The following is a 14,762-nucleotide window of genomic DNA, read 5'->3' as shown; positions in this document are numbered from 1 at the left end:
ATGACAGATAAAAAAATTGTAAGAGTTGCCGTAATAGATATGAATAACCAGTTCCCAAATCAGGGACTGAGAGGGATTTTGGGGGTGCTGTCAACCTTCGAGAAGAATCATGGACTCACACTCCAGGCTAGCGTATTCGATCTCAGAGCAAAACATGAGCTTCCCGGAACTGATTTTGATATATATATTTCAAGCGGTGGTCCTGGAAGCCCGTTTGATGGCGAAGGGGAAGAGTGGGAACGGGTGTTTTTCAGACTGCTGGATGAACTGGACGACTATAACAATCTGAACCCCGTCAAAAAACACGTGTTCTTAATCTGTCATTCCTTTCAGATGGCCTGCCGAAAATATAATGTTGGTCTGGTCACCAAGAGAAAATCCAATTCTTTCGGGATATTTCCAGTGACCCTCACCGAAAAAGGCGAACAGGATTTACTGTACGCAGGCTTAAAAAATCCATTTTACGCAGTTGACAGCAGAGACTGGCAGGTAATTGATAATTCAGACGAACCCTCATCTGTTTCCACGGCGACAGTGCTGGCAATCGAAAAAGAAAGGCCGCATATTGATCTGGAACGCTGCATGATGTCCGTAAGGTTTTCACCACATATGGTAGGTACGCAGTTTCATCCGGAAGCCGACCCTGTACGCATGAAAGCATACCTGACTGAAAAAGAAAAAAAGGAAGCTATAATTACTGTCCATGGAGAAGAAAAATATCAGGATATGATGGATAGCCTGGAAAACCCGGAACATATCTACCTGACTCAAACCCATATCCTTCCAAATTTTTTAGCGGCTGCAATTTCAGGCCTTTGACTAATTAACTATGATACCTAAATACCGGAAAGCCTTCAATGAATCCTTCTCTGAAGAGAAATATGCTGAATTTATTGGCGAACTGGAGGCTGGGTATCGCCCTGTTCCAATTCGCTTTGCGGAGACACCTATATTTTTGCCGGATGCTTTTAAAGAAAAGCTGATCGATGCCGGAGCAGAAATTCTCCGAATAATCAAGAATCCGGACTTTAAAGCGCAAACGGAAAATGCTATTCCAGCAGAATGGTTTGTACCAGGCGAAAATGATCACCCACATTTTCTGGCCTTCGATTTTGCAGTATGCCGGGATCAGGGAGGAGAACTAGTGCCCAGATTAATTGAATTACAGGGATTTCCTTCCCTTTATGCATTTCAGATGCACCTGGCAGAGACTTATATAAAGGTTTTTCAATTGGAGGACATAGCGCATTTAACTCCGTTTTTTAATGGAATGGATAGTGTTTCCTTCACAGAGCTCCTGCGGGAAGTTATACTTGGGCCATGTCAGCCAGAGGAAGTTGCCCTGATGGACGTTAATGCAGCAGAACAGAAGACGGCTATCGACTTCTTCGTTACCGCCGGAATTCTCGGGATACCGGTGCTCTCACTGACTGATATTTTCCAGGAAGATAAACAGCTTTTTTATTTAAAGGATGGACAAAAAATAAGGCTTAAGCGGATTTACAACCGCCTGATCTTTGACGAGGTTGCAAACCAGCAGGATTTATTCAACCAAAGCTTTGACCCCAGGGAAGAACTGGATATTGAATGGATTACACACCCAAACTGGTTTTACCGGATCAGCAAATATACCATGCCCCTGCTTAAAAATGAGTTTGTACCTGAAACGACTTTCGTCAGCGAGTTGCAGGAGATTCCTGCAGACCTGGAAAACTATGTCTTAAAACCTTTGTTTTCATTCGCCGGGATGGGCGTAATTATAGATGTAACTGAGCAGGATATTACAGATATTCAACAGCCGGAGAACTGGATCCTGCAGAGAAAGGTTAACTACGAGCCTATTGTTCAGGCACCAGATGGGTTAATAAAAGCAGAAATCCGGTTACTCTATCTGTGGCCGGATGGAAAGGAGCCTACGTTATGCATTAACCTGGCCAGACTAAGCAGGGGGAAAATGATTGGCGTAAGGTATAATCAGGACTTTGACTGGGTGGGTGGAACGGTGGGCCTCATGGAGAGTCTAAATTGACATTTTAAAGACTACTGGGTCAATAGGATTACATAGATTTGTCTCTAATGTTTATCTGACCTTCAAAATATACATTATGGATTTACAAACAATATTAGTCGGACTACTATTTGCAGCTGCCTTATTCTACATCGGAAGAATAATTTACAGGGCTGTCTCACCTAAAAGCAATGGATGTGGATCTAACTGCAAATGCGGAGTTGATTTTTCAAATATCGAAACACCTAAAAAATAGATTATATCTATATGCCCTTCATAAATCAGTTTAAAGCCTATTTACAGCAGAAGATCGCTTTAACAGACGAACAATTTGAGCTGATTTCAGGCGGAATAACTGTGAAGACATTTGCAAAAAACCAGGTGATCCTTAGTCCAGGCGAAACCAGTATCAAAACCTATTTCGTTGTTGAAGGCTTAATGCGTTCTTACTCAATGGACAGCAAAGGCAAAATACATATCATTCAATTTGCACCTGAGCACTGGCTTCTGTCTGAAAGAAATAGCTTTTTTAATCAACCATCAGATTTTTATATCGATACCACGGAGCCCGTTACAGCGCTGGTAATTCCGAGAAACTTCTTTATGGAAGCCTCAGTCCATGTGCCCTGTATTCAAGATCTGAATATCACTATGCTGAATAATTCGATCCGTTTCATGCAAAAGAGAATTAACATGCTGCTTAGTGCCACTGCTGAAGAAAGGTATCTTGACTTTATTAAGCTGTACCCGAATCTCACGCTGAGAGTACCCCAATGGATGATTGCCTCGTATCTTGGGATTACACCTGAGTCTTTAAGCCGCGTTCGTAAAGACCTCGCCCACAAACATTTTAACAAGTAGATTTCTTATCATACATCAACATCCGTTTATAAAACCGGCCCTATATTTGTCTTATTAAAAAAAAACAATAAGATTATGGCAACTCAAAAATGGATACTTGATCCCGCACACAGCGAGCTTCAATTTAAAGTAAAACACTTAATGATCTCTACTGTAACTGGTAGCTTCAGTGATTTTTCTGCTGAGATAACAACAGAAGATGCAGATTTCAACCATGCACAAGTTTCTTTTAAAGCTTCAGTTGACACCATTAATACAGGTAATAAAGATCGCGACGGACATCTAAAAGGTGGCGATTTCTTTGACGCAGAAACACATCCTGAAATTACTTTCAAATCGTCTTCATTTGAAAAAGATGGCAGCGACTATATTCTTCAGGGCGATCTAACTATAAAAGGTGTGACCAAACCGGTTAAACTTCAGGCTGAATTCGGAGGTACTGCTGTAGACCCTTGGGGAAATACTAAAGCTGGCTTTACCATTTCAGGTAAGATCAACCGTACTGACTTCGGCCTTACTTATAATGCTGCACTGGAAACAGGTGGCGTAATGTTAGGTGAAGAAGTTAAAATCGCTGGTGAGCTTCAGTTTGCTCAGCAGGCATAAGCAACAATCATGGAAAACAAGATTAAATCTGTCTTCTCCATATTAGATGCACCACAGCCTCATATGGTTGGAGATGGCTTCCGGGTAAGTAATTTCTTTCCCGGAGGTTATAAAATAAAAATGAGCCCTTTCTTTTTGCTGGATTATAACGCAAAAGTCTTACTGCCGCCAACCGATGAACTACGCGGTGTAGGCGTACACCCTCACCGGGGGTTTGAAACCGTAACTATTGCTTATCACGGTGCAGTAGCACATCATGACAGCGCCGGCAATAGTGGCATCATTTACCCGGGAGACGTTCAATGGATGACAGCTGCCGGAGGTATTTTACATAAGGAGTATCACGAAAAAGAATTCAGTGCAAAAGGAGGACCTTTTCAAATGGTGCAGCTGTGGGTAAACCTACCGGCAAAAGACAAGATGAGCAAACCGAAATACCAGGCTATTGAGCACAAAGACCTGGCTATAGCGGAGCTTACAGACAATGGCGGGGAGGTAGAAATTATTGCAGGAACTTATAATGGCGTAACCGGTCCGGCTACAACTTTCACTCCGCTACACGTTTATAATGCAAAAATCAAAGCCGGTAAGAGCGCAGTTTTCAACTTTCCGGCGGCTTATAATACTGGTTTTCTAGTGATAGAAGGTGAAATCAGCATCAACGGACAGGAGAATGCAGGCGCAAGCCAGTTCATTTATTTTAAAAATGATGGCGAGGAAATCAGTGTGGAAGCAAAAGAAGACAGTTTAATTCTGGTCCTTAGCGGCGAACCTATTCAAGAGCCAATTGCCCAATATGGCCCCTTTCTGATGAATAATCAACAAGAAATTAAACAGGCTATAAGTGACTATAACGAAGGTAAATTTGGATACCTGGAATAAAATCTGCTCAGCTACGAAAAGCTGAGCAGATTTCTGTTTTAAGAATTATTATTTTTTCACCCCGGATTCCGTTGCTTTTGGCTTATCGGGGAATTGACCTGTATCGGTCTGTAAACTATCAATCAGGGCTTTGCCCGAAGAATCCTGTGAATTCTCCTGGACTTTTGGTCTTTCTACAGTATCAATACTAATGGAATCAGGCACGCGCTCACTTCCTTTATCGCCCATCGTACAAGAGCTTACCGAAAATAATAGCGCTGTGACCAGTACGCTGTAAATCATAGGAATTTTCATCTTTAATAATTTAGGTTCAGAGATGATATCATCAGAAAATATAACTTCTGCAACCTTAAATTGTTTTTAGTTTTTCTGGATGAGACAAACTGCGTAGGCAACCACCCCCTCTTCTCTTCCTATAAAACCCATAGTTTCATTTGTTGTAGCTTTAATTGAGATATCTTCCTCTGAAATTGCTATTGCTGAAGCGATATTTGCTTTCATCTGCGGAATATGCGGGTTAATTTTAGGTGCTTCCAGACATAACATTGCATCTATATTGCCGATCTCCCAACCTTTTTCAGTTATCAGTTTTACGGTTTCCTGCAACAGTAGTATACTACTTACACCTTTCCACTGCGGATCTGTATTTTTAAAATGGAAGCCGATATCTCCTAGATTAGCGGCGCCCAGCAAGGCATCACAAATCGCATGCAACAAAACGTCAGCGTCAGAATGCCCGAAAGCTCCTTTATGATGGCCAAGATCAACACCACCTATGATAAAAGGATGCGCGTCTTTTAACTGGTGAACGTCAAAACCAAAACCTACCTTAATTTTCATACCTATTAATTTAAACAGCCAAAGATAGCAAACTAAGGTGTCTTTTAACGGTTGATGTAACTCGCTTCAAAGCAAGCAGCTAATGCTGCCGTTTCCGTACGCAGGCGCGTCTCTCCCAAACTCAGCGCTTTGTATCCAGCCGCCAATGCCATTTCGATCTCCTGCGGGCTAAAATCACCTTCAGGACCAATTAGAATTAAGTAGTTACCTCCAGGGACTGCAACTTGCTGAATAAACTGCTTTTCCTCTCCAGGCAGACAATGGGCAATCATTTTAAATCCATTAAGACTAGACTGTGCATCAATAAGCTCTTTGAAAGTAGCAGCTGCATTTAGCTGTGGATGAAAGGCCTGTAAAGACTGCTTCACTGCAGCAGTAATTACCTTATTCAGGCGCTCGTCCTTGACGATCTTTCTTTCGGAACGCTCACAGATCAGCGGTGTTACTTCATCTATGCCGATTTCTGTAGCTTTCTCCAGAAACCATTCGAGCCGGTCTATATTTTTAGTAGGAGCAACTGCGATATGCAGACTATAATTTCGTTTTTGATAATCCTGTACATGGTTTACAACCCTCAGAATTACATTACGCTTGGTCTGTGCGGTTATTTCAGCCTCATACAAACCACCTTTTCCGTCAATTAAATGTACCAGCTGTCCAGTGGACAGTCTAAGCACCTTCATACAGTGCCGACTTTCCTCTTCGTTCAGGATATAATCAGATCCACTGATATCCGGGGTATAAAATACGTGCATTGAAAATTAGTGTTTGTCTACCATGTCGTCTGGTCTAATCACCAGCTCGAGCTTAATGGTTTCTATATTCTGTTCGGTTTTCTTCAGGATGGTGAATAAATAACCATAACACTCTTCGCTGTCTCCAACATCTGGAATTTTGCCAAATGCATGCGAAACCAGTCCACCTACAGTATCAAAGTCCAGATCTTCGGGTAAATCATGCGGGAGATGCTCATTCACATCATAGACCGTTGCATATGCATTGATTACAAATTCTGTTTCAGAGATCCGCTCTACTGTCGGTTTTTCCTCATCATATTCGTCCTGAATCTCTCCAACAATCTCCTCCACAATATCTTCCAGAGTAACCATACCTGCTGTACCACCGAACTCATCGATTACAATAGCGATCTGAATGCGTTTCTGTTGCAGTTCACTTAACAGGTCATTAATTTTTTTGGTCTCCGGGATAAAGTAAGGCTTACGGATAATATCTTTCAGAGACCACTCCTTATTAAAAGCCAATAAAGGAAGTACGTCTTTAGCGTGAATAATACCGATAATCTTATCAATTACGTCATCATACACCGGTAAACGGGAATAACCTTCGGCAATAATCATCTGAATGACTTCTTCCTTCGGACTTCCCAATTCAATACCCTGTATTTTAGTACGGGGTACCATGATATTTTTAACGACACGTTCATTAAAATCAAATACGTTTCTGATCAGTTCGTGTTCGTTGGTATCCAGGGCACCACTTTCTTTTCCCTGATCCAGTAAGTAATACAGTTCTTCTGTACTGTGTACAGTATCATGCCCACCTACATTGGAGATACCAAATCCTTTTAAAATAATATTTGCAAAGCCATTCAGCGCCCAGATAAATGGTCTGAAAACCACATAAAATATCTGAAGAGGAACAGCGACAAATAACGTTGTTGCCACCGGCTTCTGTATCGCTACAGATTTAGGTGCAAGCTCACCGAATACAATATGCATAACGGTAATAAAACCGAATGCAATAATTGGTGATGCAGTTTTGCTGAATGACTCAATAAATTGTGGAGTCTGGTTTAATGCAGTCAATAGATTATGCAACAAATGCTCCATAACCGATTCACCGACCCAACCAAGGCCTAATGAAGCTAATGTAATACCCAGCTGCGTTGCAGCCAGGTATCCATCAAGATGTTGTGTAATGTATTTGGCAATATTAGCAACCCTGTTCCCGGATTTAGCTTGAATTTCAATCTGTGATGCCCTGACTTTTACAATTGCAAATTCAGCGGCAACAAAGAAGCCGTTTAACAGGACTAGGAAGAAGGTTAAAAATATTTGAAAGCCCATTAAGAGTTTGTTCTAAATGTACTATTGTAAAGTTCAATACTTTCTTCAATTACCTTATAAGCATATGAAACACCCATTAGTTTTTCAACTGTAACATTCTTTTCTTCTAAAGCTTTGTAATCCTGGAAAAAGCGAACAATTTCTTTCATTGTATGCGGCGGCAATTCATCAATATCATTGATATAATTAACTGACATATCGTTTTTGGCAACGGCGATAATTTTATCATCCTGCTCGCCATTGTCAACCATATGCATTACACCAATAACTTTAGCTTCAACCAAAGATAGAGGATAAACGTCAACAGAGCACAAAACAAGAATATCAAGCGGATCGTTATCATCGCAATAGGTTTGCGGAATAAATCCATAATTAGCCGGATACATTACAGAAGAGAAAAGTACGCGGTCTAATTTAATCAGATTGGAATCTTTATCAATTTCGTATTTCGCTTTTGATCCTTTTGGAATTTCAATAATTGCATTTACCGATTCCGGTAAGTTCGCTCCCGGCGAAACGCTATGCCAGGGGTGGTTTTTGTCTATACTCATTTTCTATTACTCAGTGTTTGAATTTTCTTCGATATTATTCTTTTCTACCCTTTTTTTCAAAAATGTGATAATCAGCGGGATAGTTGTAATCACAATAAAACCTACTATAATATACAGCAGGTAATCATTAATTTCCTTTTCAAACTTCTTGCCAAGGAAATAACCTAGCAAAGTTAAAGAAGTGATCCATAAAAAACCACCACTTATATTATATAATGCAAACTTTTTAAAATCCAATTTAACTACTCCTGCAAAGATAGGTGCAAAAGTTCTGACGATAGGCACGAACCTACCCATGATAAGCGCGAAGGCGCCCTGCTTGTTATAATATACTTCTGCTGCTTTCAGATACTTCTTCTTGAAGAAGAATGAGTCCTTTCTATCATATAAAACCGGCCCTGTTTTCTTACCAAACCAGTATCCGGTAAAATTACCAGAAACAGCTGCTACAAAAAGGCCGGCTATAAGCACATAAATATTTACATCAAGTTTGCCGGTAGCGACAAACATTCCTGCCAGAAACAAAAGATAATCCCCCGGTAAAAAGAAACCAAAGAATAAACCTGTTTCCGCAAAGATGACGAACATGACTACATAAAAACCACCTTCTTTAAGTAATTTTTCAGGATCAATGAACTGATGTAAGGTGTTCCAGAAGTCGTGCATAATTCAAGTATTCGTAAAACTACAAATAATTTTCCTGAGATATGCTTATATCAGATTTAAAATTACTGCGGGATAAACACCTAGAACAAGGGTAATTATAACCGACAGGATCAGAACAAGCTTGTATTGAACAGGTGCATTCAACTCCACTTCAGGACCTTCTTTAAAGTACATGGCGACAATAACTTTCAGGTAATAATAGAATCCGATCAGTGCATTTAAAATAGCAAAGGCTACCAGATAAATGTGGTATTCTGTCATTACGTTCAAAAACATCAAGTACTTACCGATAAAGCCAGCAGTAAGTGGAATACCAGCCAGCGAAAGCATGGAGATAGTTAAAGCGAGTGCCACAAATGGATTCTTTTTAGCCAGACCGTTATAACTTTCAAATCCGTCACCCCCGGTTTTCTGTTTAACCAGAATTAATACGGCAAAAGCGATAATACTTGCAAACGTATAAGCTGCAGCATAAACAATTACATTATTCGATGAGTTACCTGTTAAAGTAACCAAAGAGAAAAGCAAGTATCCTGCATGCGAAATACTGGAATAAGCAAGCATTCGTTTGAAGTTCTTCTGGAATAAAGCCGTCACATTACCAATAAATAAAGTGATGAATACAATTGCCAGCAAAGGCGGCATCCAGAAATCATGCAGCGGTGCGAAAGTACCACCGAATAATCTTAAGAAAGCTGCAAAACCCGCAGTTTTCACTACTGTAGACATGAAAGCAGTAATTAGTGAAGGAGAGCCTTCATAAACATCAGGAGTCCAGAAATGAAAAGGAGCAGCACCCAATTTAAAACATAATCCAACCATGATCAGGATCATTCCCGGATAAAACAAAGGAGAAACTGACTGGTGGTTACTAATTAGATATTTGTTAATAGCATCCAGGCTAAATGAACCTGTAGCACCGTATATCAAAGCAATACCGAATAATAAGAAACCTGTAGAGAAAGCACCCATCAGAAAATATTTCAGAGAAGCCTCATTCGAAGCGAAATCTTTCTTTCTGATACCCGCAAGGATATAAAGCGCTACAGACATGATCTCAATACCAATGAATAGCATTGACATGTTGGTGTAGGATAGAATAATCACCATACCCGACAGCGCAAAAAGGATCAGCGTATAGTATTCAGCTACATTTTCACTGTGCTCGGCAAAATAATTCTGAGTCAGTAAAAAGATAAATATCGTTCCCAGAATGATCAATGACGAGAAGGCAATCGCAAAATTGTCCATTTCCATCATTCCATAATAAACTATATTGGTATCCCATGCCGTCACTGCGAATGCCAGAGCAGTCACCAGCCCGACAAGGGTAAGTGGTAATAAAGCTTTTTTTGCTTTGAATAAACCCGCATAAAGCACCGCAAGAGCAGTAACAACAATTGTTATAATGATATTCATTTCCTTATTTTACCGATGTTAATTTTTGATTGACCTGTTCTAATAATTGTTGTACTGAAGCTTCAGACAAATGAAGAAAAGGTTTAGGATACACACCCAGTGCGATAACAAGCACGCAGATAATTACCAGAACCAATTGTTCCGAACCCTGGATATCTCTAAAACCAGCTGTTAATGTATTTGTCTCGCCAAGCATGATCTGCTGATACATTCTGAACATATAAACCGCTCCGAAGATCACTGAAAGACCTGCAAATACCACTGCCCAGATATTATATTGATAGATTCCGGTCAACAGCAGGAATTCTCCCACAAAACCATTCGTTCCCGGCAGAGCAACTGATCCCAATACAATGATCAGAAAAGCAATTGCCAATTTCGGGGCCGTTTTAGCAATACCACCCAGTTCAGCAATCGTATTGGTTTTCATTCTGCTGAAAATAATGTCCAGCACAAAGAAAAGACCAACTACGTTAATACCATGACTCAACATTTGGAATATAGCACCTTGCATACCCTGCGCATTTAAAGCAAAGATACCGGCAGCGATAATACCTACGTGAGCAATGGAAGAATAAGCAACTAATCTTTTAGCATTACGTTGTGTGAAAGCGATCAGCGAAGCGTAAACCACACCAATCACAGAAAGCACCATTACTGTAGAACCCCAGTCATTCAGACCTAGTGGGGCAATTGGAAGTAACCAGCGGATTACACCGTATACACCCATCTTAAGCATAATACCCGACAATAACATGGTACCTGCTGCAGGCGCTTCAGTATAAGTATCCGGCTGCCAGGTGTGGAAAGGAAATACAGGCATTTTAATTGCAAAAGCAATAAAGAAAGCCCAGAAGATCCAGCCCTGCTGTTCAGCATCCAGGTTAAGCTGATAGAAAGCCTGGATTTCAAAATTGTCAGCTGGATTCTGCAGATACAGGTAAATAATACCCAGTAACATAAACAGTGAACCAGCGATCGTGTAAACGAAAAATTTCATATTCACTTTAATCCTGTCTTTTCCACCCCAGATAGCGCAGATAAAGTATATTGGAATTAAAGCAGCTTCCCATCCGATATAAAACAGAAAGGCGTCCAGTGCAGTGAATACTATCAGTAAACCAGCCTGCATAAACAGGATCAGCGCGAAAAACGACTGAGGTTTAGGATATTCATGCTTAAAAGCGGCCAGAATAATAATCGGTATCAGGACATTAGTCAGTAAAATCGTGATTAAACTGATTCCGTCAATACCAGCGTGAAAATGAATACCCAGATCAGCGATCCAGGGTACATTAACTTCAAACTGCGTACTTGCGTCCGGTACAAACTGTGCAGTGATGATCAGACCAACAGCCAGTGAAAGCAATCCGGAAACCAGCGCCACGTACTTGGCGGCATTACCGGTGAAGGCTGTAACCAGCGCTCCGGCAAGGGGAAGAAATATTAGAAGTATTAAAAGTTGTTCCATTATGTTTATTTGGACGATCTTTTATAGAGATAAATATGTATACAATAACAGGGATATAATTCCGGCGACCATCATAAAGATGTAGAAACCGATATTACCCGACTGAAGCAAACGGATGCCCTTACTTGCTTCACTGGTGCTCCAGCCTAATCCATTGACAATCCCGTCAACAATTTTCGTATCCACAACTTTGTAAAAGAAGCGGGACAGCGCATCAAGAGGTCTTCTCACTAAAAGATCGTAGACCTCGTCAATATAAAATTTATGATAAGACAGGTTAGCCAGTGCCGATCGTTTACCCTGGTCTGCCACGGGCAGATCACTTTGTTTAACGTATTTCACGAAAGCATAAGCAATTGCCACGATCACACCCACCACAGAAACAGCCATCAGCATGTATTCCGTAACATGAGACAGAGCAGAGCCATGTGCAGGAATTACCGGAGATAACCACCCGGCAAGCCAGTGATGGCCACCCAGTACTTCAGGGATACCAATAATACCACCTACTGCAGATAATACCGCCAGAATGATCAATGGAATAGTCATACTTGAAGGAGATTCATGAATCTTCTCTTCGGCATGATGGGTTCCACGATAAGTACCATAAAAAGTTAAGAATAACATTCTGAACATATAAAATGCAGTCAGGAATGCAGTAAACACTGCAATACCCCACATGAACTGGTTATGCTCATATACATGCGCCAGGATCTCGTCTTTGGAGAAGAAACCCGAGAAAGGCGGTAGGCCGGCAATAGCAATAGTACCAATTAGCATGGTAGCAAAAGTAACCGGCAATTTCTTACGCAGACCACCCATATGACGCATATCCTGTTCGTGATGCATAGCATGAATGACAGACCCTGCGCACAGGAATAATAGCGCTTTGAAGAAAGCATGTGTAATAACGTGGAAGAAAGAACCAGTATACGCACCAACGCCCAGACCCAGGAACATATATCCGAGTTGAGATACGGTAGAATAAGCAAGTACTTTTTTAATATCAGTTTGTGTCAGGGCAACCAGTGCACCTAGTACGGCAGTGGCCAAACCAATAATAGCGATCAGATGCTGCACTACCGGAGCCAGGTCGAATAAAATGTGTGAGCGAGCAATCATATAGATACCTGCAGTAACCATTGTAGCCGCGTGAATCAGAGCCGAAACCGGCGTTGGACCAGCCATCGCATCCGGTAACCAGGTAAATAATGGAATCTGAGCAGACTTACCGCAGGCAGCGATAAACAGTAGAAGTGCAATTAAAGCTAGTGTGCTGTCGCCAGGCATTAACTCAGCAACCTGAGGGAAGACCTTTGCATATTCGATACTGCCAAAGGTCGTAAAGATCATAAATATTGCGATCAGGAAACCCAGATCACCGATACGGTTCATTACAAAAGCTTTCTTAGCTGCAGTTGCATAACTACTGTTCGTATACCAGAAGCCGATCAGCAGGTAAGAACAAAGTCCTACCCCTTCCCATCCGATGAACATCACCAGGTAGTTAGATCCTAGAACCAGTAGAAGCATAAAAAAGATAAACAGATTCAGATAGCTGAAAAACTTTCCGAAACCTGCATCATCGTGCATATAACCAATAGAATAAATATGAATCAGGAATCCGATCCCGGTTATAATCAACAGCATGATTGAACTCAGCGGATCTACCAGAAAAGATAAGGGAACCTGAAGCGTACCAGCGCTAATCCAGTCAAAAAGGAAAATTTCATGAGATTTTACAGGATCATTACCCAGGGCTAAAAAGATACTCACACTGATCAGGAAAGAAATAAATATCACTCCACTTCCAATAAATCCGATCAGGGATTTAGACAATGTGTTTCTCCCCAGACCATTGATAACAAAGCCTAAAAGAGGAATTAACGGGACCAGCCAAACTAAATTTATCATTTTATTATCTATTCTTTATAACTACCACTTAAGGCGATTCAACACATTAATATCTGTAGACTGTGTATTTCTGTAGATCATTACGATTATACTCAGGCCGACGGCAACTTCGGCAGCTGCCAGTACCATAATAAAAAATACGAAGACCTGACCCGAAGGATCGTTGTTATGTACAGAAAAAGCCGCAAGCAATAAGTTCACCGCGTTCAGCATCAGTTCAACTGACATAAAGATCACGATGGCATTCCTGCGTGTCAATACGCCGATCACACCAATCGAGAAAATAATGGCACTTAACCAGATATAGTGGTTAAGCGGCACGCCCTGTAGATTTTGAGTAATGTTGTCCATTAGTATCTATTTTCTTATATCGGGAATAGCTAAGCGCTAGACCTTTTCTTTTTTAGTTAATAAAACAGCACCTACCATGGCAGTAAGGAGCAGAATTGATGATAATTCAAAAGGCAGCATAAAGGGCCCGAACAGCTCTTTACCCAGGTTCTTTACCAGACCCAGATTCGGATTAACCAGAATCAGCGGATCAGAAGCTGCAGTAGCTTTAAGTGACCCGATCAGTGTTACGACCAGGCAGCACCCGCCTATTATACCTACAACTTTAACCAGCACAGATTTGAGCGGTTCGTTATCGGTATTCAGATTGAGCAGCATTAGCACAAAGAGAAAGAGCACCATAATAGCCCCCATATAAACAATAAAGTTTACAACGGCGAGGAATTGTGCGTTCAACAGAATATAATGAACTGTGAACGTAAAAAATGTAACGATCAGATAAAGTACACTATGCACTGGGTTTTTGGCGAAAATCACCATCAGTGAAAAGAATATACTTAGAAAAGCGACCAAATAGAATACTGATGTACCCATTTATTTTGTTTGTTTTATGCCTGTATGGCGGGTGTATACTATAGCAGAAGCGAGGCTTCCGGTTATTTTTTCTCCAGTGGTTGTTCGACCAGTTTGTCTTTGCCGTAAATAAAATCTTTACGCAAGTAGTCCGAAGGAACAATCGGGCCATCCAGGTAAATTGCTTCCTTAGGGCACGCTTCTTCGCAAAGACCACAGAAAATACAGCGCAGCATATTGATTTCATATACTGATGCATATTTTTCTTCCCTGTACAGATCTTTCTCTTCAGGTTTACGTTCAGCAGCGATCATAGTGATAGCCTCTGCCGGGCAAGATAAAGCACAAAGCCCGCAAGCAGTACAACGTTCCTTACCATTCTCATCCCTTTTAAGGGAATGCATACCTCTCCAGTTAATGGACATTTCACGCTGCACCTCAGGATAACGGATAGTCGCTTCTTTTTTGAAAAAGTGACTGATCGTAATCGAAAGACCTTTAGTAAGCGCAGGTAAATAAATCCGCTCCGAAAAGGTTAGTGGTTTTTGTATTAATACTTTCTTTTTATTGGTTAATGGTTCCATTAAACCTCC

General features: G+C 41.0%; 18 protein-coding genes. 6 read left to right on the top strand and 12 right to left on the bottom strand.

Annotated elements, in window-relative coordinates:
* The 6 genes from BM192_RS11895 (at window position 1) to BM192_RS11870 (ending at window position 4,357) form a co-directional block, all read left to right on the top strand.
* Complete coding sequence (locus BM192_RS11895) at window positions 1-819, top strand: type 1 glutamine amidotransferase (RefSeq protein ID WP_074589696.1); 819 nt, start codon at window positions 1-3, stop codon at window positions 817-819.
* Between the two features lie 10 nt (window positions 820-829).
* Complete coding sequence (locus tag BM192_RS11890) at window positions 830-2,029, top strand: hypothetical protein (RefSeq protein WP_037441923.1); 1,200 nt, start codon at window positions 830-832, stop codon at window positions 2,027-2,029.
* A 76-nt stretch (window positions 2,030-2,105) separates the two neighbouring features.
* Window positions 2,106-2,264, top strand: coding sequence for a FeoB-associated Cys-rich membrane protein (locus BM192_RS11885; protein ID WP_074589702.1), 159 nt, complete (start codon window positions 2,106-2,108; stop codon window positions 2,262-2,264).
* Between the two features lie 11 nt (window positions 2,265-2,275).
* Complete coding sequence (locus BM192_RS11880; RefSeq protein WP_037441925.1) at window positions 2,276-2,869, top strand: Crp/Fnr family transcriptional regulator; 594 nt, start codon at window positions 2,276-2,278, stop codon at window positions 2,867-2,869.
* 75 nt (window positions 2,870-2,944) lie between these two features.
* Entirely contained in the window at window positions 2,945-3,475 is a 531-nt protein-coding gene (locus tag BM192_RS11875) for a YceI family protein (protein WP_037441927.1), read from the top strand.
* Between the two features lie 9 nt (window positions 3,476-3,484).
* Complete coding sequence (locus BM192_RS11870; protein WP_037441929.1) at window positions 3,485-4,357, top strand: pirin family protein; 873 nt, start codon at window positions 3,485-3,487, stop codon at window positions 4,355-4,357.
* 48 nt (window positions 4,358-4,405) lie between these two features.
* Here BM192_RS11870 and BM192_RS11865 read toward each other — a convergent pair whose 3' ends face one another.
* From BM192_RS11865 to BM192_RS11810, 12 genes are all read right to left on the bottom strand, one after another.
* A complete protein-coding gene (locus BM192_RS11865; protein ID WP_037441931.1) occupies window positions 4,406-4,651 on the bottom strand; it encodes a hypothetical protein in 246 nt (81 codons plus the stop codon).
* A gap of 66 nt (window positions 4,652-4,717) precedes the next feature.
* Window positions 4,718-5,197: a 2-C-methyl-D-erythritol 2,4-cyclodiphosphate synthase gene (gene ispF / locus BM192_RS11860; protein WP_037441933.1), complete on the bottom strand. Its 480-nt coding sequence runs from the start codon at window positions 5,195-5,197 to the stop codon at window positions 4,718-4,720.
* A 44-nt stretch (window positions 5,198-5,241) separates the two neighbouring features.
* The gene (locus BM192_RS11855) at window positions 5,242-5,952 is read right to left on the bottom strand and encodes a 16S rRNA (uracil(1498)-N(3))-methyltransferase (RefSeq protein WP_037441935.1); all 711 of its coding nucleotides are present in this window, start codon (window positions 5,950-5,952) and stop codon (window positions 5,242-5,244) included.
* Window positions 5,953-5,958: 6 nt separating this feature from the next.
* Window positions 5,959-7,284 (bottom strand): hemolysin family protein, encoded by a 1,326-nt coding sequence (locus tag BM192_RS11850; protein WP_037441937.1) that lies wholly within the window; start codon window positions 7,282-7,284, stop codon window positions 5,959-5,961.
* Window positions 7,284-7,835 (bottom strand): inorganic diphosphatase, encoded by a 552-nt coding sequence (locus BM192_RS11845; protein WP_037441939.1) that lies wholly within the window; start codon window positions 7,833-7,835, stop codon window positions 7,284-7,286. The genes BM192_RS11850 and BM192_RS11845 overlap by 1 nt, the downstream gene beginning before the upstream one ends.
* Before the next feature lie 6 nt (window positions 7,836-7,841).
* The gene (locus tag BM192_RS11840; RefSeq protein ID WP_037441941.1) at window positions 7,842-8,501 is read right to left on the bottom strand and encodes a DedA family protein; all 660 of its coding nucleotides are present in this window, start codon (window positions 8,499-8,501) and stop codon (window positions 7,842-7,844) included.
* Window positions 8,502-8,546: 45 nt separating this feature from the next.
* Entirely contained in the window at window positions 8,547-9,920 is a 1,374-nt protein-coding gene (locus tag BM192_RS11835; RefSeq protein WP_037441943.1) for an NADH-quinone oxidoreductase subunit N, read from the bottom strand.
* Window positions 9,921-9,924: 4 nt separating this feature from the next.
* On the bottom strand, window positions 9,925-11,391 hold the full coding sequence (locus BM192_RS11830) for a complex I subunit 4 family protein (protein ID WP_037441945.1): 1,467 nt from the start codon (window positions 11,389-11,391) through the stop codon (window positions 9,925-9,927).
* A gap of 21 nt (window positions 11,392-11,412) precedes the next feature.
* Entirely contained in the window at window positions 11,413-13,305 is a 1,893-nt protein-coding gene (gene nuoL / locus BM192_RS11825) for an NADH-quinone oxidoreductase subunit L (protein ID WP_037441947.1), read from the bottom strand.
* A gap of 21 nt (window positions 13,306-13,326) precedes the next feature.
* A complete protein-coding gene (gene nuoK / locus BM192_RS11820; RefSeq protein WP_037441949.1) occupies window positions 13,327-13,656 on the bottom strand; it encodes an NADH-quinone oxidoreductase subunit NuoK in 330 nt (109 codons plus the stop codon).
* A gap of 36 nt (window positions 13,657-13,692) precedes the next feature.
* Complete coding sequence (locus tag BM192_RS11815) at window positions 13,693-14,190, bottom strand: NADH-quinone oxidoreductase subunit J family protein (protein WP_037441951.1); 498 nt, start codon at window positions 14,188-14,190, stop codon at window positions 13,693-13,695.
* A gap of 62 nt (window positions 14,191-14,252) precedes the next feature.
* Window positions 14,253-14,753 (bottom strand): NuoI/complex I 23 kDa subunit family protein, encoded by a 501-nt coding sequence (locus BM192_RS11810; RefSeq protein ID WP_037441953.1) that lies wholly within the window; start codon window positions 14,751-14,753, stop codon window positions 14,253-14,255.
* Window positions 14,754-14,762: the final 9 nt, after the last annotated feature.

Source organism: Pedobacter antarcticus (assembly GCF_900112985.1).
Classification (GTDB): Bacteria; Bacteroidota; Bacteroidia; order Sphingobacteriales; family Sphingobacteriaceae; genus Pedobacter; species Pedobacter antarcticus.
Note: the sequence above shows the minus strand (reverse complement) of the source record. Positions and strands in the feature narration are given on the sequence as shown.

Coding starts and splice junctions, on each gene's coding strand:
- BM192_RS11895 (WP_074589696.1), top strand. CDS start 1: ATGACAGATAAAAAAATTGTAAGAGTTGCCGTAATAGATATGAATAAC.
- BM192_RS11890 (WP_037441923.1), top strand. CDS start 830: ATGATACCTAAATACCGGAAAGCCTTCAATGAATCCTTCTCTGAAGAG.
- BM192_RS11885 (WP_074589702.1), top strand. CDS start 2,106: ATGGATTTACAAACAATATTAGTCGGACTACTATTTGCAGCTGCCTTA.
- BM192_RS11880 (WP_037441925.1), top strand. CDS start 2,276: ATGCCCTTCATAAATCAGTTTAAAGCCTATTTACAGCAGAAGATCGCT.
- BM192_RS11875 (WP_037441927.1), top strand. CDS start 2,945: ATGGCAACTCAAAAATGGATACTTGATCCCGCACACAGCGAGCTTCAA.
- BM192_RS11870 (WP_037441929.1), top strand. CDS start 3,485: ATGGAAAACAAGATTAAATCTGTCTTCTCCATATTAGATGCACCACAG.
- BM192_RS11865 (WP_037441931.1), bottom strand. CDS start 4,651: ATGAAAATTCCTATGATTTACAGCGTACTGGTCACAGCGCTATTATTT.
- ispF (WP_037441933.1), bottom strand. CDS start 5,197: ATGAAAATTAAGGTAGGTTTTGGTTTTGACGTTCACCAGTTAAAAGAC.
- BM192_RS11855 (WP_037441935.1), bottom strand. CDS start 5,952: ATGCACGTATTTTATACCCCGGATATCAGTGGATCTGATTATATCCTG.
- BM192_RS11850 (WP_037441937.1), bottom strand. CDS start 7,284: ATGGGCTTTCAAATATTTTTAACCTTCTTCCTAGTCCTGTTAAACGGC.
- BM192_RS11845 (WP_037441939.1), bottom strand. CDS start 7,835: ATGAGTATAGACAAAAACCACCCCTGGCATAGCGTTTCGCCGGGAGCG.
- BM192_RS11840 (WP_037441941.1), bottom strand. CDS start 8,501: ATGCACGACTTCTGGAACACCTTACATCAGTTCATTGATCCTGAAAAA.
- BM192_RS11835 (WP_037441943.1), bottom strand. CDS start 9,920: ATGAATATCATTATAACAATTGTTGTTACTGCTCTTGCGGTGCTTTAT.
- BM192_RS11830 (WP_037441945.1), bottom strand. CDS start 11,391: ATGGAACAACTTTTAATACTTCTAATATTTCTTCCCCTTGCCGGAGCG.
- nuoL (WP_037441947.1), bottom strand. CDS start 13,305: ATGATAAATTTAGTTTGGCTGGTCCCGTTAATTCCTCTTTTAGGCTTT.
- nuoK (WP_037441949.1), bottom strand. CDS start 13,656: ATGGACAACATTACTCAAAATCTACAGGGCGTGCCGCTTAACCACTAT.
- BM192_RS11815 (WP_037441951.1), bottom strand. CDS start 14,190: ATGGGTACATCAGTATTCTATTTGGTCGCTTTTCTAAGTATATTCTTT.
- BM192_RS11810 (WP_037441953.1), bottom strand. CDS start 14,753: ATGGAACCATTAACCAATAAAAAGAAAGTATTAATACAAAAACCACTA.